Annotated in this window: 14 protein-coding genes; 8 read left to right on the forward strand and 6 right to left on the reverse strand. The window is 55.4% G+C overall.

Annotated features, from left to right (window positions below; genetic code table 11):
* Positions 1–17: 17 nt before the first annotated feature.
* From cmoM to FZF21_RS07720, 7 genes are all read left to right on the forward strand, one after another.
* Positions 18–797 (forward strand): tRNA uridine 5-oxyacetic acid(34) methyltransferase CmoM, encoded by a 780-nt coding sequence (gene cmoM, locus FZF21_RS07690; RefSeq protein ID WP_003858212.1) that lies wholly within the window; start codon positions 18–20, stop codon positions 795–797.
* A 3-nt stretch (positions 798–800) separates the two neighbouring features.
* Complete coding sequence (mukF, locus tag FZF21_RS07695) at positions 801–2,123, forward strand: chromosome partition protein MukF (protein WP_015570962.1); 1,323 nt, start codon at positions 801–803, stop codon at positions 2,121–2,123.
* Positions 2,104–2,808 (forward strand): chromosome partition protein MukE, encoded by a 705-nt coding sequence (gene mukE, locus FZF21_RS07700; protein WP_149120987.1) that lies wholly within the window; start codon positions 2,104–2,106, stop codon positions 2,806–2,808. The genes mukF and mukE overlap by 20 nt, the downstream gene beginning before the upstream one ends.
* Positions 2,808–7,256, forward strand: coding sequence for a chromosome partition protein MukB (gene mukB / locus FZF21_RS07705; protein WP_017693693.1), 4,449 nt, complete (start codon positions 2,808–2,810; stop codon positions 7,254–7,256). The genes mukE and mukB overlap by 1 nt, the downstream gene beginning before the upstream one ends.
* Before the next feature lie 179 nt (positions 7,257–7,435).
* Positions 7,436–9,259, forward strand: a complete 1,824-nt coding sequence (gene ldtD / locus FZF21_RS07710; RefSeq protein WP_032682248.1) for a L,D-transpeptidase — start codon at positions 7,436–7,438, stop codon at positions 9,257–9,259.
* 175 nt (positions 9,260–9,434) lie between these two features.
* Entirely contained in the window at positions 9,435–9,986 is a 552-nt protein-coding gene (locus FZF21_RS07715) for a YcbK family protein (protein ID WP_003858202.1), read from the forward strand.
* 20 nt (positions 9,987–10,006) lie between these two features.
* The gene (locus FZF21_RS07720; protein ID WP_017693691.1) at positions 10,007–10,654 is read left to right on the forward strand and encodes an MBL fold metallo-hydrolase; all 648 of its coding nucleotides are present in this window, start codon (positions 10,007–10,009) and stop codon (positions 10,652–10,654) included.
* Positions 10,655–10,707: 53 nt separating this feature from the next.
* On the opposite strand, the gene FZF21_RS07725 is transcribed toward FZF21_RS07720, so the two are convergent.
* From FZF21_RS07725 to pncB, 4 genes are all read right to left on the reverse strand, one after another.
* The gene (locus FZF21_RS07725) at positions 10,708–11,898 is read right to left on the reverse strand and encodes an amino acid aminotransferase (protein ID WP_017384820.1); all 1,191 of its coding nucleotides are present in this window, start codon (positions 11,896–11,898) and stop codon (positions 10,708–10,710) included.
* A gap of 184 nt (positions 11,899–12,082) precedes the next feature.
* Complete coding sequence (gene ompF / locus FZF21_RS07730; protein ID WP_015570956.1) at positions 12,083–13,141, reverse strand: porin OmpF; 1,059 nt, start codon at positions 13,139–13,141, stop codon at positions 12,083–12,085.
* Between the two features lie 606 nt (positions 13,142–13,747).
* A complete protein-coding gene (gene asnS, locus FZF21_RS07735) occupies positions 13,748–15,148 on the reverse strand; it encodes an asparagine--tRNA ligase (RefSeq protein WP_015570955.1) in 1,401 nt (466 codons plus the stop codon).
* A 168-nt stretch (positions 15,149–15,316) separates the two neighbouring features.
* Complete coding sequence (gene pncB, locus FZF21_RS07740) at positions 15,317–16,519, reverse strand: nicotinate phosphoribosyltransferase (protein ID WP_015570954.1); 1,203 nt, start codon at positions 16,517–16,519, stop codon at positions 15,317–15,319.
* A gap of 254 nt (positions 16,520–16,773) precedes the next feature.
* Between pncB and pepN the strand changes: the two genes are divergently transcribed.
* Positions 16,774–19,386 carry an aminopeptidase N gene (gene pepN, locus FZF21_RS07745; RefSeq protein ID WP_015570910.1) on the forward strand — a complete coding sequence of 871 codons (2,613 nt, stop codon included), beginning with the start codon at positions 16,774–16,776 and terminating at the stop codon, positions 19,384–19,386.
* 100 nt (positions 19,387–19,486) lie between these two features.
* Here the strand turns inward: pepN and ssuB are convergent, their stop codons facing one another.
* Both ssuB and ssuC read right to left on the reverse strand, forming a co-directional pair.
* Positions 19,487–20,257, reverse strand: a complete 771-nt coding sequence (gene ssuB / locus FZF21_RS07750; RefSeq protein WP_015570909.1) for an aliphatic sulfonates ABC transporter ATP-binding protein — start codon at positions 20,255–20,257, stop codon at positions 19,487–19,489.
* Entirely contained in the window at positions 20,254–21,045 is a 792-nt protein-coding gene (gene ssuC, locus FZF21_RS07755) for an aliphatic sulfonate ABC transporter permease SsuC (RefSeq protein WP_003858185.1), read from the reverse strand. The genes ssuB and ssuC overlap by 4 nt, the downstream gene beginning before the upstream one ends.
* Between the last annotated feature and the right edge of the window lie 6 nt (positions 21,046–21,051).

Here is a 21,051-nt window from a genome sequence, read left to right on the forward strand (position 1 = left end):
TGAGTGGAACCCTCCCAATGCGGGATCGCAATTTTGATGACATCGCGGAAAAGTTTTCGCGCAACATTTATGGCACCACCAAAGGTCAGCTTCGTCAGACGATCCTCTGGCAGGATCTGGACAAGCTGCTGGCTGAATTCGGTGACCGACCGTTGCGCGTGCTGGATGCCGGCGGTGGGGAAGGTCAGACTGCAATTCTGATGGCGCAGCGGGGACATCACGTCACGCTTTGCGATCTTTCTGCCGAGATGGTTGCGCGCGCAGGGCGAGCGGCAGAAGAGAAAGGTGTGAGCGACAACATGCATTTTATACATTGCGCCGCTCAGGACATTCCGCAGCATTTGGAAACGCAGGTTGATCTGATATTGTTTCATGCTGTGCTCGAATGGATCGCCGAACCACAAGCGATGTTAAAAACGCTGTGGTCGATGTTGCGCCCGGGCGGTGCGTTATCGCTGATGTTTTACAATGCCAACGGCCTGCTAATGCGAAACGTGCTGGTCGGCAATTTTGGCTATGTACAGCAGGGCATGTATAAAAAGAAACGACGCACGCTTTCACCGGATTTCCCTCGTGAACCGCAGCAGGTCTATGGCTGGCTGGAGGAGATCGGTTGGGAAATTACCGGCAAAACCGGCGTGAGGGTGTTTCATGATTATCTGCGTGATAAACAAAAACAGGATGACTGTTTAGACGCCTTAACAGAAATAGAGACGCGGTACTGCCGCCAGGAGCCTTATCTGAGCCTTGGCCGCTATATACACGTCACCGCGCGCAAGCCGCAGATGCAAGGATAATCTATGAGTGAATTTTCCCAGACAGTCCCCGAACTGGTTGCCTGGGCCAGGAAAAACGATTTCTCCATCTCGCTGCCGGTAGACAGACTCTCATTCCTGCTGGCGGTTGCGACGCTAAACGGCGAACGCCTGGATGGCGAAATGAGTGAAGGCGAACTGGTGGATGCGTTCCGCCACGTCAGTGATGCGTTTGAGCAAACCAGCGAAACCATTAGCGTGCGTGCCAACAACGCAATCAATGATATGGTGCGTCAACGTCTGCTGAACCGCTTTACCAGCGAGCAGGCGGAAGGAAACGCCATCTATCGTCTTACGCCACTGGGCATTGGCATTACCGACTATTACATCCGCCAGCGCGAATTTTCCACGCTGCGTCTCTCCATGCAGCTCTCTATTGTTGCAGGCGAGCTGAAGCGTGCCGCCGACGCGGCTGATGAAAACGGTGACGAATTCCACTGGCATCGCAACGTTTACGCGCCGCTGAAATACTCGGTCGCCGAGATTTTCGACAGTATCGATCTGACTCAACGTCTGATGGACGAACAGCAGCAGCAGGTGAAAGACGATATCGCTCAACTGCTTAATAAAGACTGGCGTGCGGCCATCTCCAGCTGTGAACTCTTGCTGTCAGAAACGTCGGGTACGCTGCGTGAGTTGCAGGATACGCTGGAGGCGGCGGGAGATAAGCTACAGGCCAATCTGCTACGCATTCAGGACGCGACGATGGCGCACGACGATCTGCATTTTATCGACCGTCTGGTGTTTGATTTGCAGAGCAAGCTTGACCGCATTATCAGCTGGGGCCAGCAGTCGATCGACCTGTGGATCGGTTACGACCGCCACGTGCATAAATTTATCCGTACCGCCATCGATATGGATAAGAATCGCGTCTTTGCTCAACGTCTGCGCCAATCGGTACAGACCTACTTCGATGCGCCGTGGGCGCTGACCTACGCCAACGCCGATCGTCTGCTGGATATGCGCGACGAAGAGATGGCGCTGCGTGATGAAGAGGTCACCGGTGAACTGCCACCGGATCTGGAATACGAAGAATTTAACGAAATTCGCGAGCAGCTTGCGGCGATGATCGAAGAACAGCTCGCTGTCTACAAAACCAGACAAGCACCGCTGGATCTTGGCCTCGTGGTACGCGACTATCTGGCGCAGTATCCGCGCGCGCGCCACTTCGATGTTGCCCGCATTGTTGTAGACCAGGCGGTGCGCCTGGGCATCGCACAAGCCGATTTCACCGGACTGCCGCCGAAGTGGCAGCCGATTAACGATTACGGAGCCAAGGTACAGGCGCATGTCATTGACAAATATTGAACACGTGATGCCAGTTAAGCTGGCACAGGCGCTGGCGAATCCGTTGTTTCCGGCGCTGGATAGCCAGCTGCGTGCCGGTCGTCACATTGGCCTTGACGAGCTGGATAATCACGCCTTTTTGATGGACTTTCAGGAGTACCTGGAAGAGTTTTACGCTCGCTATAACGTTGAGCTGATCCGCGCGCCGGAAGGGTTTTTCTACCTGCGTCCGCGCTCTACCACGCTTATTCCGCGCTCGGTGCTTTCCGAACTGGATATGATGGTCGGCAAAATTCTCTGCTACCTCTATCTCAGCCCGGAACGTCTGGCGAATGAAGGGATCTTCACCCAGCAGGAGCTTTACGATGAGCTGCTGTCGCTGGCGGATGAAAGCAAGCTGCTCAAGCTGGTCAATAACCGCTCAACGGGGTCCGATCTGGACCGTCAGAAATTACAGGAAAAAGTTCGCTCTTCCCTGAACCGTCTGCGCCGTCTGGGAATGGTCTGGTTCATGGGTCACGACAGCAGCAAGTTCCGTATTACCGAATCGGTCTTCCGTTTTGGCGCCGACGTGCGTGCAGGTGACGATGCGCGTGAAGCGCAGCTGCGCATGATCCGTGACGGTGAAGCGATGCCGGTGGAAAACCATTTGCAGCTCAATGACGAGCACGAAGAGGATCAGCCGGATAGCGGGGAGGAAGAGTAATGATTGAACGCGGTAAATTTCGCTCACTAACGCTGATTAACTGGAACGGCTTCTTTGCCCGAACCTTCGATCTGGATGAGCTGGTGACAACGCTCTCCGGCGGTAACGGGGCGGGTAAATCCACCACCATGGCGGCCTTCGTGACGGCGCTGATCCCTGACCTGACCCTGCTGCACTTCCGTAACACCACCGAAGCGGGCGCCACGAGCGGCTCCCGAGATAAAGGTCTGCACGGTAAGCTGAAAGCGGGCGTCTGTTATTCCGTACTGGACGTGATCAACTCCCGTCATCAGCGCGTGGTTGTAGGCGTGCGCCTGCAACAGGTTGCTGGCCGCGACCGTAAAGTAGATATCAAACCGTTTGCGATCCAGGGGCTGCCAACCTCCGTACAGCCAACTGCGCTGCTGACGGAAACCCTGAATGAACGTCAGGCGCGCGTCCTCACGCTCCAGGAGCTGAAAGACAAGCTGGAAGCTATCGAAGGCGTGCAGTTTAAGCAGTTTAACTCCATTACCGACTATCACTCTCTGATGTTCGATCTCGGCGTGGTAGCCCGTCGTCTGCGCAGCGCGTCAGATCGTAGTAAATACTACCGTCTGATTGAAGCCTCCCTGTACGGCGGTATCTCCAGCGCCATTACGCGCTCCCTGCGCGACTACCTGCTGCCGGAAAACAGCGGCGTGCGTAAGGCCTTCCAGGATATGGAAGCCGCGCTGCGTGAAAACCGCATGACGCTGGAAGCGATTCGCGTCACACAGTCTGACCGCGACCTGTTTAAGCACCTGATCAGCGAAGCCACCAACTACGTGGCGGCGGACTATATGCGCCACGCCAACGAGCGCCGTATTCATCTCGACCAGGCGCTGGAGTATCGCCGCGAGCTGTTTACCTCCCGCAAACAGCTGGTGGCTGAGCAGTATAAGCATGTCGAAATGGCGCGCGAACTGGGCGAGCACAACGGTGCGGAAGGGGATCTGGAAGCCGATTACCAGGCGGCCAGCGATCACCTGAACCTGGTGCAGACCGCGCTGCGTCAGCAGGAAAAAATCGAGCGCTATGAAGCCGATCTGGATGAGCTGCAAATTCGTCTTGAAGAGCAAAATGAAGTGGTGGCCGAAGCTGCCGAATTGCAGGAAGAGAACGAAGCCCGCGCGGAAGCCGCCGAGCTGGAAGTGGATGAGCTGAAAAGCCAGCTTGCTGATTACCAGCAGGCGCTGGACGTGCAGCAGACGCGTGCGATTCAGTACAACCAGGCGTTGCAGGCGTTGCAGCGTGCCAAAGAGCTGTGCCATCTGCCGGACCTGACCCCGGAAAGCGCTGACGAATGGCTGGATACCTTCCAGGCCAAAGAGCAGGAAGCCACTGAGAAACTGCTTTCTCTCGATCAGAAAATGAGCGTGGCGCAAACGGCGCACAGCCAGTTTGAGCAGGCGTACCAGCTGGTGGTGGCGATTAACGGTCCGCTGGCGCGTAACGAAGCGTGGGACGTTGCCCGTGAGTTGCTGCGCGACGGCGTCAATCAACGCCATCTGGCCGAGCAGGTGCAGCCGCTGCGCATGCGCCTGAACGAGCTGGAACAGCGTCTGCGTGAACAGCAGGAAGCCGAGCGTCTGCTGGCGGAATTCTGCAAGCGTCAGGGTAAAAATTACGATTTCGACGAGCTTGAGGCCCTGCACCAGGAGCTGGAAGCGCGTATTGCAGCCCTGTCGGATACCGTATCGAACGCCAGCGAACAGCGCATGACGCTGCGTCAGGAGCTGGAACAGCTTCAGTCGCGTTCAAAGACGCTCTTACAGCGTGCGCCGATCTGGCTGGCTGCACAAAGCAGCCTGAACCAGCTCAGCGAACAGTGTGGCCAGGAGTTTGCCTCCAGCCAGGACGTCACCGAATACATGCAACAGCTGCTGGAGCGCGAGCGTGAAGCGATTGTTGAGCGTGACGAAGTGGGTGCGCGCAAGCGTGACGTCGATGAAGAGATTGAGCGTTTAAGCCAGCCTGGCGGCTCAGAAGATCCGCGCCTGAATGCCTTAGCCGAGCGTTTCGGCGGCGTGCTGCTGTCTGAAATTTACGACGATGTCGGCCTGGACGATGCGCCGTACTTCTCCGCGCTGTACGGTCCATCCCGTAACGCGATTGTGGTGCCGGATCTGTCGCTGATTTCGGACCAGCTTGCAGGGCTGGAAGACTGCCCGGAAGATCTCTACCTCATCGAAGGGGATCCGCAGTCGTTTGATGACAGCGTATTCAGCGTCGACGAGCTGGAAAAAGCGGTGGTGGTGAAAATCGCCGATCGCCAGTGGCGCTATTCGCGCTTCCCGGAACTGCCGCTGTTTGGCCGCGCCGCGCGTGAAAACCGTATTGAAAGCCTGCACGCTGAGCGCGAAACGCTTTCTGAACGTTTTGCAACCCTGTCGTTTGATGTTCAAAAAACGCAGCGTCTGCATCAGGCGTTCAGCCGCTTTATCGGCAGCCACCTGGGCGTTGCCTTTGAGCCCGATCCGGAAGCTGAAATCCGCAAGCTCAACACCCGCCGTGGTGAGCTGGAGCGTGCGCTTGCCAGCCATGAAAATGACAACCAGCAAAGCCGCGTGCAGTTCGAGCAGGCGAAAGAGGGCGTTGCGGCCCTTAACCGCATCCTGCCGCGCCTGAACCTGCTGGCGGACGATACGCTCGCCGACCGCGTGGACGAAATTCAGGAACGTCTGGACGAAGCGCAGGAAGCGGCGCGCTTTGTGCAGCAGCACGGCAATCAGCTGGCAAAACTGGAGCCGATGGTTTCCGTTCTCCAGAGCGACCCGGAACAGTTTGAGCAGTTAAAAGAAGATTACGCCTGGTCACAGCAGGTGCAGCGCGAAGCGCGTCAGCAGGCGTTTGCCCTGACGGAAGTGGTGCAACGTCGCGCACACTTCGGCTACTCCGATTCAGCAGAAATGCTGAGCGGGAACAGTGATCTTAATGAAAAGCTGCGCGAGCGTCTTGAGCAGGCCGAAGCAGAGCGTACGCGCGCCCGTGAAGCGATGCGTACTCACGCCGCACAGCTGAGCCAGTACAGCCAGGTCATGGCCTCGCTGAAAAGCTCCTTCGACACCAAGAAAGAGCTGTTAAACGATCTGCATAAAGAGTTGCAGGACATCGGCGTGCGCGCCGACAGCGGTGCAGAAGAGCGGGCGCGTATTCGCCGCGATGAGCTGCATGCTCAGCTCAGTAACAACCGCGCGCGTCGTAATCAGCTGGAAAAAGCGCTGACCTTCTGTGAAGCAGAGATGGACAACCTGACGCGACGCCTGCGCAAGCTGGAGCGTGACTATCATGAGATGCGTGAACAGGTTGTGACCGCGAAGGCGGGGTGGTGCGCGGTGATGCGCATGGTGAAAGATAACAACGTGGAGCGTCGTCTGCATCGTCGCGAGCTGGCGTACCTGTCAGCCGATGAACTGCGCTCTATGTCGGATAAGGCGCTGGGGGCGCTGCGTCTGGCGGTGGCGGATAACGAACACCTGCGCGACGTGCTGCGTATGTCCGAAGATCCGAAGCGTCCTGAGCGCAAAATTCAGTTCTTCGTGGCGGTTTATCAGCACTTACGCGAGCGTATTCGTCAGGACATCATCCGTACCGACGATCCGGTGGAAGCGATCGAACAGATGGAGATCGAGCTGGGCCGACTGACGGAGGAGCTGACCTCCCGCGAGCAGAAGCTGGCAATCAGCTCCCGCAGCGTGGCGAATATTATTCGTAAAACCATTCAGCGCGAGCAGAACCGTATCCGTCAGCTGAACCAGGGCCTGCAAAGCGTGTCGTTTGGCCAGGTCAACAGCGTGCGGCTGAACGTGAACGTGCGTGAGGCGCACTCCACGCTGCTGGACGTGTTGTCTGAACAGCACGAACAGCATCAGGATCTGTTCAACAGTAACCGCCTGACCTTCTCCGAAGCGCTGGCGAAGCTATATCAGCGTCTGAATCCGCAGATTGACATGGGCCAGCGTACGCCGCAAACCATCGGCGAGGAGCTGCTGGACTACCGCAACTATCTGGAAATGGAAGTTGAGGTTAACCGTGGCTCAGACGGCTGGCTGCGCGCGGAATCCGGTGCGCTCTCTACCGGTGAAGCCATCGGTACCGGTATGTCGATTCTGGTGATGGTGGTGCAGAGCTGGGAAGATGAAGCGCGTCGTCTGCGCGGCAAAGACATCTCGCCATGCCGTCTGCTGTTCCTCGATGAAGCCGCGCGTCTCGACGCCCGCTCCATCGCCACGCTGTTTGAGCTTTGCGAGCGACTCGATATGCAGCTCATCATCGCGGCGCCGGAAAACATCAGTCCGGAAAAAGGGACAACCTATAAGCTGGTGCGTAAGGTGTTTCAGAACAGTGAACACGTACACGTCGTGGGCCTGCGTGGTTTCGCCCCGCAGCCACCGGAGTCATTACCGGGCACGGCTGACGCCTCTTAACCCGGGGTGCGACAAATAGCGGCGCTCATGCGCCGCTTTTTTTATTCACTTAACTTGTGTTCAGGGCTGCGTTATCTTTAAACTTCTTTACATAAGGTAAGGCAGCAGCGAGTATGCCTTTCTATACTGAAGGAAAGCTCCAGAATAATGGGCATGTCGTGAAAAACAGGGGGCAAGGGATGTTGCTTAAGAAAAATCGTGGTCGTCAGCTGTCTGCGCTGAGTTTGTGCCTGACAGTGATGTTTGCTCCACTGTTTACCGCTCAGGCCGATGAGCCTGAAATTGTACCGACTGACAGCTCCGCGACGATGGGCGCGCAGCCGACGTCGCTGTCACAACCGCTGGATCAGTCTCCGGCGACGGCCATCATGGCCGGCATTAAACCGCTGCCGGAAGGCATCGATACTGAATCATTACGCCAGCAGCTTATGACCGGCCTGCCCTCGGGCTATACTCCCGCTTATATTAACCAGCTCACGCTGCTTTACGCTGCGCGTGATATGAAACCGATGTGGGAAAATCGCGAGGCGGTACGAGCCTTCCAGCAGCAGCTGGCTGAAGTGGCGATTGCAGGCTTTCAGCCGCAGTTCACGACCTGGGTTGAGCTCCTGACCGACCCTGCCGTTTCCGGACAGGCGCGTGACGTGGTGCTGTCTGATGCCATGATGGGCTACTTACAGTTTGTGGCGGGGATTTCGGTGAACGGCAACCGCTGGTTATACAGCAGTAAACCGTACAAGCTGGCGACGCCTGCGCTGTCCGTCATTAATCAGTGGCAGCTGTCGCTGGATAACGGCGAACTGCCGCGCTTTATCGCAAGCCTTGCGCCTGCCCATCCGCAATATGCCACGATGCATCAGTCGCTTCTTGAGCTGGTTGCGGATTCCCGCCCGTGGCCTCAGCTGCGTGGCACTACAACGCTGCGTCCGGGGCAGTGGAGCAGCGATGTGCCTGCGATCCGCGAAATTATGAAACGCTCCGGCATTCTTGACAGCGGCCCTAAAATTGCTCTGCCCGGTGACGAGACGCAAAATGCGGTCATTAGCCCGTCGGCGCCGGTAAAAGAGAAAACGGCCGTTGCGTTGAGCAATAAGCCCGCCGCTTACGATCGCGAGCTGGTCGCCGCAGTGAAGCAGTTCCAGGCCGCGCAGGGGCTTGGCGCTGACGGCGTGATTGGTCCATCTACCCGCGACTGGTTGAACGTCTCTCCGGCCCAGCGGGCAGGGGTGCTGGCGTTGAATATCCAGCGCTTGCGCTTGCTGCCGGGCACGCTATCCACCGGCATTATGGTCAACATTCCGGCGTACTCCCTGGTCTACTATCAGGACGGTAGCGAAGTGCTGGCGTCCCGCGTGATTGTCGGCCGACCTGACCGTAAAACGCCAATGATGAGCAGCGCGCTGAATAACGTGGTGGTTAACCCGCCGTGGAACGTGCCGCCGACGCTGGCGCGCAAAGATATCCTGCCTAAGGTCTGGAATGATCCCGGTTATCTGGAGCGACATAACTATACGGTAATGCGCGGCTGGAACAGCAAAGAAGCGATTGATCCCTGGATGGTGGACTGGTCAACGATTACGCCTTCGAACATGCCGTTCCGTTTCCAGCAGGCACCGGGCGCGCATAACTCGCTGGGACGTTACAAATTCAATATGCCAAGTTCGGACGCTATCTACCTGCATGATACCCCGAACCATAATCTGTTCCAGAAAGACGCTCGCGCGCTCAGCTCGGGCTGCGTTCGCGTGAATAAGGCCTCGGAGCTGGCGAATATGCTGTTGCAGGATGCAGGCTGGAACGATACGCGGATATCAGATGCCCTGAAGCAGGGGGATACGCGTTACGTCAATATCCGTCACAATATCCCGGTCAATCTTTACTATCTGACGGCGTTTGTAGGCGCGGACGGACGCACCCAGTATCGTACAGATATTTACAATTATGATCTGACAGCGCGATCCGGCGCACAAATTTTGCCAAAAGCGGAACAATTAATCAGGTAAATGAAGTAGTTCGGTAAAAATGATTGTCGTAAGTTATGGTGAATATGAGGCGATCTGGCTGCAAGCCGCGTATTCACTGGGGTTGGGCGCCTTGACGTAGCAGGCTTTGCCAGTTATGGTGCCCTTCGTGCGCTAAGCATATTGACAATTTCTTTTACCTGTAGACCTGATTATCATGGACAAATTTGACGCTAATCGCCGCAAATTGCTGGCGTTAGGTGGCGTTGCGCTGGGCGCAGCAGCCATCCTTCCGACGCCAGCATTTGCCACCCTCTCGACACCTCGTCCGCGTATTTTAACGCTCAACAATCTGCATACTGGTGAGACGCTTAAAGCGGAATTTTTCGATGGCAGAGGCTATATTCAGGATGAATTAGCAAGACTCAACCATTTTTTCCGTGATTTCCGCGCGAATAAAATCAAAGCCATCGACCCTGGATTATTCGATCAGCTTTACCGCTTGCAGGGACTGCTGGGAACCAAAAGGCCGGTGCAACTCATTTCTGGCTATCGCTCTCTGGATACCAACAATGAACTGCGCGCCCACAGCCGTGGGGTAGCGAAAAAAAGCTATCACACTAAAGGGCAGGCGATGGATTTCCATATTGAAGGCGTTTCGTTAGCCAATATTCGCAAAGCGGCGTTATCTATGCGCGCAGGTGGTGTAGGATACTACCCACGTAGCAACTTTGTGCATATTGATACCGGGCCGGTTCGGCACTGGTAATAACGAAACACAGGAGCAGTATGAACTATCGTATTATTCCGGTTACCGCGTTCTCACAGAACTGTTCATTGATCTGGTGTGAACAAACTAAACTGGCCGCGCTTGTCGATCCCGGTGGAGACGCCGGGACAATCAAGCAGGAAGTCGCTGCCAGCGGTGTAACGCTGATGCAGATTTTACTCACCCATGGCCATCTCGACCATGTGGGTGCAGCGGCAGAACTGGCTGAACACTACGGTGTGCCGATTATCGGCCCGGAAAAAGAAGATGAGTTCTGGCTTCAGGGGCTACCTGCCCAAAGCCGTATGTTTGGTCTGGATGACTGTCAGCCACTGACACCGGACCGCTGGCTGAACGAAGGCGATCGCGTTAACGTAGGGAATGTAACTTTACAGGTGTTGCATTGCCCCGGGCATACGCCCGGCCATATTGTCTTCTTTGATGACGTGTCGCGCCTGCTGATTTCCGGTGACGTGATTTTCAAAGGGGGCGTAGGACGCAGTGATTTCCCACGCGGCGATCACGGTCAGCTGATTCAGTCGATTAAGCAGAAGTTATTGCCGTTAGGTGATGATGTGACGTTTATCCCTGGACACGGACCGATGTCGACGCTGGGCGATGAGCGGTTGCATAACCCGTTCCTTCAGGATGAAATGCCTGTCTGGTAAACCCGGTAAAATAAAAAAGCCTGCGCGATGCAGGCTTTTTTTATGGGTGCAGGTTACAGCACCGCGACAATGGCTTCGCACAGCGGCGCCATGTTGTCAGGCGTCATACCTGCAACGTTCACGCGGCCAGAGGCAACGGCATACACGCCAAACTCTTCACGCAGGCGCAGCACCTGCTCTTTGGTCAGGCCGCTGAAGGAGAACATGCCGTTCTGCTTGATGATGAAGCTGAAGTCACGGTCAGCGCCTTTCTCAGCCAGCGTGTTCACAAACAGCAGACGCATGCGCTGAATGCGCTGACGCATATCGTTCAGCTCTTGTTCCCAGATTGCGCGCAGCGCATCGTTGCTCAGGATCGTCGCGACCACAGACGCACCGTGTGCCGGTGGGTTAGAGTAGTTAGCGCGGATCACGGACTTCATCTGGCTGAATGCGCGATCGACGGTTGCTTCGTCAGCAGCCACCAGCGTACAGGCGCCGACACGCTCGTTATACAGACCAAAGTTCTTGGAATAGGAGCTTGCGACAATCAGCTCCTGATGGACGGCGGCGAATGCGCGCAGACCTTCTGCATCTTCTTCCAGACCACGGGCAAAGCCCTGGTAAGCGAAGTCGAACAGCGGCAGCCAGCCTTTTTCAACGGACAGCTTAGCCAGCTGTTCCCACTGCTCAAGCGTAGGATCGATACCGGTTGGGTTATGGCAGCAGCCGTGGAACAGCACCACATCGCCCGCCTGGGCTTCGCTCAGGCTGGCCAGCAGACCGTCGAAATCCAGCGCGTGGTTTGCCGCGTCGTAGTAGGCGTATTCACGCACTTCCAGACCCGCAGAATTAAAAACGCTCTTGTGGTTCGGCCAGCTTGGATTGCTTACCCACACACGCTTCACAGAGGTGTTTTTCGCCAGGAAATCTGCCGCCACGCGCAGTGCGCCGGTACCGCCTGGGGTCTGCGCCGTGCGGGCGCGTTTTTCGCTCACAATGGTGCTGCCTTTGCCGAACAGCAGCTCCTGGGTGCAGCGACCAAATTCAGGGATACCATCAATACCGAGGTAGTTTTTGGTGGTTTCGTTTTCCAGCAGATACTGCTCAGCTTTTTTGACGCTGGTCAGTACCGGAGTTTTGCCGGTTTCATCTTTATATACACCAATACCCAGGTTGATTTTGCCAGGGCGGTCGTCGGCACGAAACAGATCGGCCAGGCCCAGAATTGGGTCGGCAGGAGCGGCAGTAATGTTCTCAAACATGACGAAGTTCCATTGTGATTACAGAAGTGAAATCCGCTATCAGGTTAACGGTAGATTTACAAAATGCCAACCGTTTGCGACGAAAAGCGTGCGGCTTTTCAAAAGTCGCTATTATTTTCTCTCAGGAATAAAAAAACAGGGCCGAAGCCCTGTTCATTAAGCATATAACAACGAGGTGTGCTGATTAGAACTGGTAAACCAGACCCAGAGCCACGATGTCGTCGTTGTTGATGCCCAGCTTGTTGTCATCTTTCAGCTGGTTGATCTGATAGTCAACATAGGTAGACATGTTTTTGTTGAAGTAGTATGTCGCACCAACGTCGATGTAGTTGATGTAGTCTTCGTCACCGATACCTTCTACGTCTTTCGCTTTAGATTTGTAGTAAGCGATGGATGGACGCAGACCGAAATCGAACTGGTACTGAGCGACGACAGAGAAGTCCTGAGACTTGTTAGCGAAACCACGGCTGCCCAGACGCGCTGCGTTACGCATTTCGCCATAAATAGCTGCCAGGTAGATGTTGTTCGCGTCATATTTCAGGCCGGTTGCCCACTGCTCAGCTTTGTCGCCTTTACCCCAATCCAGCGTCTGCTGGTTGTTGGTACGGTCAGCTGCACCATAAGCACCCACAATGCCGAAACCGTCGAAATCATAGCTCAGAGAGGTTGCCCAGCCGTCACCGTTGGAACGTACTGCGTCATCACGTTCATTTTTGCCCAGGTACTGAACACCAAAGTTCAGACCGTCAACCAGGCCGAAGAAGTTGCTGTTACGGTAAGTCGCCAGACCACCCGTACGGCCTGCGAAGAAGTTATCGCTCGCGCCGGTGTCGCCGCCGAACTCAGGCAGCATATCGGTGATGCCGATTGCGTCATAGACCAGACCGTAGTTACGACCGTAGTCGAAGGAGCCTGCGTCACCAAATTTCAGACCTGCGAATGCCAGACGGGTTTTGTTGCCGTTCTGTGCATCGCCACCTTCAGAGTTGTTACCCTGGAAGTTGTATTCCCACTGACCGTAGCCAGTCAGCTGATCGTTGATCTGAGTTTCACCTTTGAAGCCCAGACGCGCGTAAGTGTTGTCGCCATCGTTGCCCGCGTAATCAGAGAAGTAATGCAGGCCAACTGCTTTCCCGTAAAGATCTAATTTGTTGCCGTCTTTGTTATAGATTTCAGCAGCGTTTGCTGCACCGGCTACCAGCAGGGCAGGGACTACCACTGCCAGGATATTGCGCTTCATCATTATTTATTACCCTCATTGGTTTTTTTATGACACTCGCCACTGCCGCCAATAAATTCTGTCAATAAATATTTCCGGAACTATTGATGAGAGTTAGGTGTCTTTATGTGTCTGACAGGCATCTTTCCATTCATAGAACCGTTTCGCTACACTGAAAGTGCTACAATCTTCAAGATTCAGTTACCAAAAGAAAATATGTGTAACTAAATATGTATTTTTGGGAACTTTGTGAAGCACCTCAAATTTCAGTGCCGCCTGGCGAATTAAACATCCGCTTTATTCTTATATATATGATTTCCTTATGTTTAATTTAGCTAAAGGCCTTTCGTATAAACAGAAGTTAAACGGCTCATTTTTTCTTATGATTGACAAAAGCCATCCAGATGGCTGTGAAATTGATTGTTTTTTATGCTAATGCGTAAGAATTGTTTTAAGCGCAATAAGAATGGGGTTATTTTTTTGTCTCAGGATATTTCGTGGAAACAAAACGTAACAGGTAGAGGTAATAGCGGGGTTGTGGTTTAAAGACGCTTACTTCTGACTGACGAAAACTGACATTGCAGGATAAAATAATGGCCAGCATTTGCTGGCCATTAATGATTTGGTCGGTTAGAAACTTGCGTTACGCGGTGTGCGTGGGAACGGAATCACATCACGTACGTTCTGAACACCTGTTACGTAAGCAATCAGACGTTCGAAGCCCAGGCCAAAGCCGGAGTGTGGAACGGTGCCGTAGCGACGGAGATCGCGATACCAGCTGTAGTCCGCCGGGTTAAGGCCCATCTCCTGCATACGCGCGTCCAGCACATCCAGGCGCTCTTCACGCTGGGAGCCACCGATGATCTCACCGATGCCCGGCGCGAGGACATCCATCGCGGCAACGGTTTTACCGTCTTCGTTAAGGCGCATATAGAACGCCTTAATGTCTTTCGGATAGTTTTTCACCACAACCGGTGCTTTAAAGTGCTTCTCTGCCAGATAACGTTCGTGCTCGGAGGAGAGATCCACGCCCCAGTAAACCGGGTTTTCGAATTTCTCACCGCATTTTTCCAGGATTGCGACCGCGTCGGTGTAATCCACCTGCGCGAAGTCTGCTGAGACGAAGCGCTCAAGACGGGCGATGGCGTCGTTATCGACACGCTCAGCGAAGAATTTCATGTCGTCTGCACGCTCTTCGAGAACGGCTTTAAACACGTATTTCAGCATCGCTTCTGCCAGGGCTGCCGCGTCATTTAGATCGGCAAAGGCCACTTCCGGCTCCAGCATCCAGAATTCCGCCAGGTGACGGCTGGTGTTGGAGTTTTCCGCACGGAAGGTTGGGCCGAAGGTGTAGATCTTAGACAGCGCACAGGCGTAGGTTTCACCGTTGAGCTGGCCGGAAACCGTCAGGAAGGCTTCTTTACCAAAGAAGTCTTTGTCGTAATCGACTTTACCTTCCGGCGTACGCGGCAGGTTTTCCATATCCAGCGTTGAAACGCGGAACATTTCACCTGCGCCTTCGGTATCGGAAGCCGTGATCAGCGGAGTAGAAACCCAGAAGTAACCCTGCTCGTCAAAGAAACGATGCAGCGCCTGCGCCAGCGTATGACGCACGCGGGCAACCGCACCAATCAGGTTGGTGCGCGGACGCAGGTGCGCGACTTCACGCAGATATTCGATGCTGTGACGCTTTGCAGCCATCGGGTAGGTGTCAGGATCTTCAACCCAGCCGGTCACTTCCACCGAGGTCGCCTGAATTTCGTAGCTCTGACCCTGGCCCGGAGAGGCCACCACAACACCGGTGACGATCACGGAACAGCCGGTTGTCAGGTGCAGAACGTCATCATTGTAATTGGGCAGAGAATTATTAATGACGGCCTGTACAGGATCAAAGCAGGAACCGTCATAGACGGCGAGGAAGGAGATGCCAGCTTTAGAATCTCGGCGAGTACGCACCCATCCGCGCACGGTGACCTCCTGGTCAACGGCGACACGGCCCTGGAGTACGTCGGCTACAGGCACAACGCTCATAATATTCTCTCTGTTAATAGTCGGAAAAAATAAACACTTGTCCGCCCTTATAGGGGGGATATCTATGTTACCTGCCATCCGCTATCAGACAAGTAAATTTCACCGTCTTATGAGAAGAAATAAGAAATTAATAAGAGAAGGGGAGCCATGAAGGCTCCCCCGAAGCCGTTAACTGGCTTTTTTAACCTGAGGCAGATCGAAGGCTTTACGTAATGCGCGGACAAACGCTTTGTCATGGCAGATGGTTTTGCCCGGACTGTCGGAGAGCTTCGCGACCGGCTTACCGTTACATTCCACCAGTTTTATGACGATGTTCAGCGGTTTCACCTGAGGAATATCACAGGTTAACCGCGTACCAATCCCGAAACTCAGGTTCACCCGCGATGAGAAATGGCGATAAAGGTCGACGGCTTTCGCCAGGTCAAGGTTATCGGAGAAGACCAGCACCTTACTCATGGGGTCGATGCCCAGTTTTTCGTAATGGGCGATGGCTTTCTCACCCCATTCAACCGGGTCCCCGGAATCATGGCGCAAACCCTGGTAGCGTTCGGCAAACTCAGGGCCAAAGTCGCGCAGGAACGCGTCCATGGTAATGCAGTCGGTAAGGGCAATACCCAGCCGATCCGGGTATTCCTCTAGCCACGCGGCGAGGGCGGCGCGCTGGCTGTTGGCAAGGTCAGGGCTGATCTGCTGGTGCGCCTGGAACCATTCGTGCGCCTGGGTGCCCATCGGCGTTAAATCAAGGCGACGTGCAAGATCGTAGTTACTGGTGCCAACGAACCACGGCTCCTGTTGCAGACGTCTGACAATGGCTTCCTGAACCTCGCGAGAGAAGCGGCGGCGCGTGCCAAAGTCCATCAGACGGAATCGGGACATATCGAGCCCTTCGGTCAGTCTGGAAAACTCAACGAGTTTATTCTCCAGAGCGGCAACCGCCTGCGTCACACCGGTTTCAGGGGAGCGATAGCGGTGGGCCAGCTCGCTGATCACGGCCAGAAGCGGCACTTCCCACATGATCACCTCGCGCCACGGGCCGGTCAGACGAATGTCCAGCTTGCCGTTATCATTGGTGACGGTGACCTGTTCCGGGTTATAGCGGAACTCACGCAGCCAGTTCAGATAATCCGCTTTAAAGAAAGGCAGGCCTGAAAGCCACTGATATTCGTCATCGGTGAGCGCCAGATGCTGCATGGCCTCGACCTGTTCACGAATGGAATCTGCGTAGATACCCAGCAAGTCGTCACCCCGGCAGCGAAATTCCGCCGCAACATGGACATCATGATAGTGGTGAAACACGGCTTGCTGCATATGCAGCTTGTACGCGTCGGTATCCAGCAACGTATGCAGAACCGGAGAAGCGAATTGAGTCATAGGTGCGCTGTAGCATCCTCTCACGGGAGCGTTTAGTACAATAAACAACTCCGGAGTATACCCTGTTTAGTGATTTATTGAACCCCGATCACAACATAAGCACACTTTATGGTCGAGAGCATTTCGTGCCCCGTGTTATAAAAATGTAGCTAAAAAGGGCGTTGTGCCTGAAAAGATGAACATTCTGCATAGCGCGTTTTACACAACAGGAATATATTGAATCGTTACTCGACAAACGATGCATAAGGTTTTCTATGACACAACAGCCACAAGCTAAATACCGCCACGACTATCGTGCGCCGGAATACCTGATAAGCGATATCGATCTGACTTTCGACCTGGATGCCACAAAAACCGTGGTGACGGCGGTAAGCCAGGTGACGCGCCAGAGCGCGACAGCCGTGCCGCTGCGTCTGGATGGTGAAGACCTGACGCTGGTTTCCCTGCATATTAACGATGAAGCCTGGTCAGACTATAAAGAAGAAGGCAACCAGCTGGTCATCGACAACCTGCCGGAACGCTTTACCCTGCGCATCGTGAATGAAATTAGCCCTGCCGCCAATACCGCGCTGGAAGGACTTTACCAGTCAGGCGTAGCCCTGTGTACCCAGTGTGAAGCCGAAGGTTTCCGCCACATTACCTGGTATCTGGATCGCCCGGACGTCCTGGCGCGCTTTACCACCAAAATTATTGCCGACAAAACGCTGTACCCGTACCTGCTTTCCAACGGCAACCGGATTGGTGAAGGGGAACTGGAGAATGGCCGTCACTGGGTACAGTGGCAGGATCCGTTCCCGAAACCCTGCTATCTGTTTGCGCTGGTGGCGGGAGATTTCGATGTCCTGCGCGACACCTTTAAAACGCGCTCTGGCCGTGAAGTCGCGCTGGAGCTGTTCGTGGACCGTGGCAACCTTGACCGCGCACCGTGGGCAATGACCTCCCTCATCAACTCCATGAAGTGGGATGAAACGCGCTTTGGCCTCGAATATGACCTCGACATCTATATGATCGTTGCGGTCGATTTCTTCAACATGGGCGCGATGGAGAATAAAGGCCTTAACATCTTTAACTCTAAATACGTGCTGGCGCGTACCGATACCGCCACGGATAAAGATTACCTCGATATCGAACGCGTTATCGGCCACGAATATTTCCATAACTGGACCGGGAACCGCGTCACCTGTCGCGACTGGTTCCAGCTGAGCCTGAAAGAGGGCTTAACCGTCTTCCGCGATCAGGAGTTCAGCTCCGATCTGGGATCGCGGGCGGTGAACCGCATCAATAACGTGCGCACCATGCGTGGTCTGCAATTTGCAGAAGATGCCAGCCCAATGGCGCACCCGATCCGCCCGGATAAAGTCATTGAGATGAATAACTTCTACACCCTGACGGTGTATGAAAAAGGCGCTGAAATTATCCGTATGATCCACACCCTGCTGGGTGAAGAGAATTTCCAGAAAGGGATGCAGCTTTACTTTGAGCGTCACGACGGCAGTGCGGCCACCTGCGACGATTTTGTTCAGGCGATGGAAGACGCCTCTAACGTCGATCTGTCTCATTTCCGCCGCTGGTACAGCCAGGCCGGTACGCCGATTGTGACGGTCAAAGACGACTACAACCCGGAAACCGAGCAGTACACGCTGACCATCAGCCAGCGCACGCCGCCAACGGCCGAGCAGGAAGAGAAACATCCGCTGCACATTCCATTCAGCGTTGAGCTGTACGACAACGAAGGCAACGTGATCCCTTTACAGAAGGGCGGCCACCCGGTGCATAACGTGCTGAACGTGACCCAGGCAGAGCAGACCTTTATCTTCGATAACGTCTATTTCCAGCCCGTTCCTGCCCTGCTGTGCGAATTCTCCGCGCCGGTGAAACTCGAATATAAGTGGAGCGATCAGCAGCTGACGTTCCTGATGCGTCACGCGCGCAACGATTTCTCGCGCTGGGATGCGGCACAAAGCCTGCTGGCGACCTACATCAAGCTGAACGTCAACCGTTACCAGCAGGGCCAGCCGCTGACGCTGCCGGTTCATGTGGCAGACGCGTTCCGTGCCATCCTGCTGGATGAGAACATTGACCCGGCGCTGGCGGCTGAAATTTTGACGCTGCCGTCTGCGACTGAAATCGCCGAGCTGTTTGACATCATCGACCCGATTGCCATCGTCGCCGTGCGTGAAGCGCTGACCCGCACGCTGGCGACCGAACTGGCAGATGAGTTCCTCGCCATTTACAACGCCAACAAGCTGGACGCGTATCGGGTGGAACATGCGGATATCGGTAAACGTTCCCTGCGCAATACCTGCCTGCGCTATCTGGCGTTTGGTGAGGCAGAGCTGGCGAACACGCTGGTCAGCAAGCAGTACCACGAAGCCGATAACATGACGGATGCCCTGGCCGCGCTGGCCGCAAGCGTTGCCGCCGAGCTACCGTGCCGCGATGCGCTGATGCAGGAGTACGACGACAAGTGGCATCAGGATGGTCTGGTGATGGACAAGTGGTTCATCCTTCAGGCCACCAGCCCGGCAGCCGATGTACTCAGCAAAGTACGCAGCCTGCTGAAGCACCGTTCGTTCACCATGAGCAACCCGAACCGCGTCCGCTCTCTGATTGGTGCCTTCGCCAGCAGCAACCCGGCCGCGTTCCATGCCGAAGACGGCAGCGGTTATCAGTTCATGGTTGAAATGCTGACCGAGCTTAACAGCCGTAACCCGCAGGTGGCGTCTCGTCTGATTGAGCCGCTGATCCGCCTGAAACGTTACGATGCGCAGCGTCAGGCGAAAATGCGCGCCGCGCTTGAGCAGCTGAAAGGGCTGGAAAATCTGTCTGGCGATCTGTACGAGAAGATTGCTAAGGCGCTGGCCTGATGTAAAAAAGCCCGGTGGCGCTACGCTTACCGGGCCTACGTGGGGTCGCGGGGCATCGGTTTTCTCCCTCTCCCTGTGGGAGAGGGCCGGGGTGAGGGCATCAGGCATTAGCCTTTATCCGCTGAATCTCCGCTTCCCCACGTTTCATCACCCGATCCAGTACTTCGGCTTCCAGCTCCGCCAGTCTGGCCGATCCCACGCGGCGAGGACGTGGAATATCTACCGTCAGATCCAGACCAATTTTGCCCTCTTCTATTAACAGCACCCTGTCTGCCATTGCCACGGCTTCACTGACATCATGCGTCACCAGCAGTACCGTAAAGCCGTGCGTCTGCCAGAGGGTTTCAATCAGATCCTGCATCTCGATCCGCGTCAGCGCATCAAGCGCGCCGAGCGGTTCATCAAGCAGCAACAGGCCGGGACGGTGAATCAGCGCGCGTGCCAGCGCTACGCGCTGCTTTTGTCCACCCGACAGGGCCGCAGGCCACTCTCCCGCGCGATTCTCCAGCCCTACCGCAGCGAGTGCCTGCCGGGCGTCCTCCCGCCAGCTGCCCTTCAGGCCCAGCCCGACGTTATCCATCACCGTTTTCCACGGCAGCAGACGCGCGTCCTGAAACATCATGCGCGTATCATCCTGAATCGTGGCCAGCGGCGTAGTGCCTGCCAGAATGTCACCGCTGTTTGGCGCTTCCAGCCCGGCTAAAAGACGCAGCAGGGTACTCTTGCCGCCACCGCTGCGGCCGACAACGGCCACGAACTGTCCGGCAGGAATATGCAGATCCAGTGCATTCAGAATGGTGTTGTCGCCGTAGCGTTTGGTCACGCCGTTCAGCAGTAACGGTGTTCCCTGGTTCAGTCGTGCAGTATTCATGCTTTCGCCTCCTGAGCGGTGTAGGCCGGGTTCCAGCGCAGCCAGCTACGTTCCAGCCACTGGGCGCTGACGTCCGCAAGTTTGCCGAGCAGGGCATAAAGGATAATGGCAACCACCACCACGTCCGTTTGCAGGAACTCGCGGGCGTTCATCGCCAGATAACCAATGCCGGAGTTAGCCGAAATGGTTTCCGCCACGATCAGGGTTAGCCACATCAGGCCGAGCGCAAAACGCACCCCAACCATAATGGAGGGCAGGGCGCCCGGCAGGATCACATGGGTAAACAGGGCAAAACCTGACAGGCCATAGCTGCGGGCCATCTCCACCAGACCGCGATCGATATTACGGATCCCATGCCAGGTATTGATATAAATCGGGAATAACGTTCCCAGCGCCACGAGGAAAATTTTGGCGCTCTCATCAATGCCAAACCACAGGATAACCAGCGGAATAAGCGCCAGATGCGGCACGTTGCGCAGCATCTGAACGGAGGTATCCAGCAGCCGCTCACCCCAGCGTGACAGGCCGCTGATCAGCCCCAGCGTCAGGCCGATGCTTCCGCCAATCGAAAAGCCAATTACCGCGCGCCAGGAGCTGATGGCAAGATGTTGCCACAGCTCACCGCTGGCGCTTAGCGACCAGAACGCTTCCACAACGCCCTCCGGAGAGGGCAAAATGCGGCTCGACAGCCAGCCAGTTGAAGACGCCAGTTGCCAGACGAGGACAATGCCGACGGGCAGAAACCACGGCGCGGCGCGCAGCAGCCATTTTTGTGCGGTTGCAGACATGGTGGC

Origin of the sequence: Enterobacter sp. LU1, assembly GCF_008271405.2 — a bacterium.
Classification (GTDB): domain Bacteria; phylum Pseudomonadota; class Gammaproteobacteria; order Enterobacterales; family Enterobacteriaceae; genus Enterobacter; species Enterobacter hormaechei_C.

Excerpts from the sequence above, each read along its gene's own strand:
- cmoM (WP_003858212.1), top strand. The coding sequence starts at position 18 with ATGCGGGATCGCAATTTTGATGACATCGCGGAAAAGTTTTCGCGCAAC.
- mukF (WP_015570962.1), top strand. The coding sequence starts at position 801 with ATGAGTGAATTTTCCCAGACAGTCCCCGAACTGGTTGCCTGGGCCAGG.
- mukE (WP_149120987.1), top strand. The coding sequence starts at position 2,104 with ATGTCATTGACAAATATTGAACACGTGATGCCAGTTAAGCTGGCACAG.
- mukB (WP_017693693.1), top strand. The coding sequence starts at position 2,808 with ATGATTGAACGCGGTAAATTTCGCTCACTAACGCTGATTAACTGGAAC.
- ldtD (WP_032682248.1), top strand. The coding sequence starts at position 7,436 with ATGTTGCTTAAGAAAAATCGTGGTCGTCAGCTGTCTGCGCTGAGTTTG.
- FZF21_RS07715 (WP_003858202.1), top strand. The coding sequence starts at position 9,435 with ATGGACAAATTTGACGCTAATCGCCGCAAATTGCTGGCGTTAGGTGGC.
- FZF21_RS07720 (WP_017693691.1), top strand. The coding sequence starts at position 10,007 with ATGAACTATCGTATTATTCCGGTTACCGCGTTCTCACAGAACTGTTCA.
- FZF21_RS07725 (WP_017384820.1), bottom strand. The coding sequence starts at position 11,898 with ATGTTTGAGAACATTACTGCCGCTCCTGCCGACCCAATTCTGGGCCTG.
- ompF (WP_015570956.1), bottom strand. The coding sequence starts at position 13,141 with ATGATGAAGCGCAATATCCTGGCAGTGGTAGTCCCTGCCCTGCTGGTA.
- asnS (WP_015570955.1), bottom strand. The coding sequence starts at position 15,148 with ATGAGCGTTGTGCCTGTAGCCGACGTACTCCAGGGCCGTGTCGCCGTT.
- pncB (WP_015570954.1), bottom strand. The coding sequence starts at position 16,519 with ATGACTCAATTCGCTTCTCCGGTTCTGCATACGTTGCTGGATACCGAC.
- pepN (WP_015570910.1), top strand. The coding sequence starts at position 16,774 with ATGACACAACAGCCACAAGCTAAATACCGCCACGACTATCGTGCGCCG.
- ssuB (WP_015570909.1), bottom strand. The coding sequence starts at position 20,257 with ATGAATACTGCACGACTGAACCAGGGAACACCGTTACTGCTGAACGGC.
- ssuC (WP_003858185.1), bottom strand. The coding sequence starts at position 21,045 with ATGTCTGCAACCGCACAAAAATGGCTGCTGCGCGCCGCGCCGTGGTTT.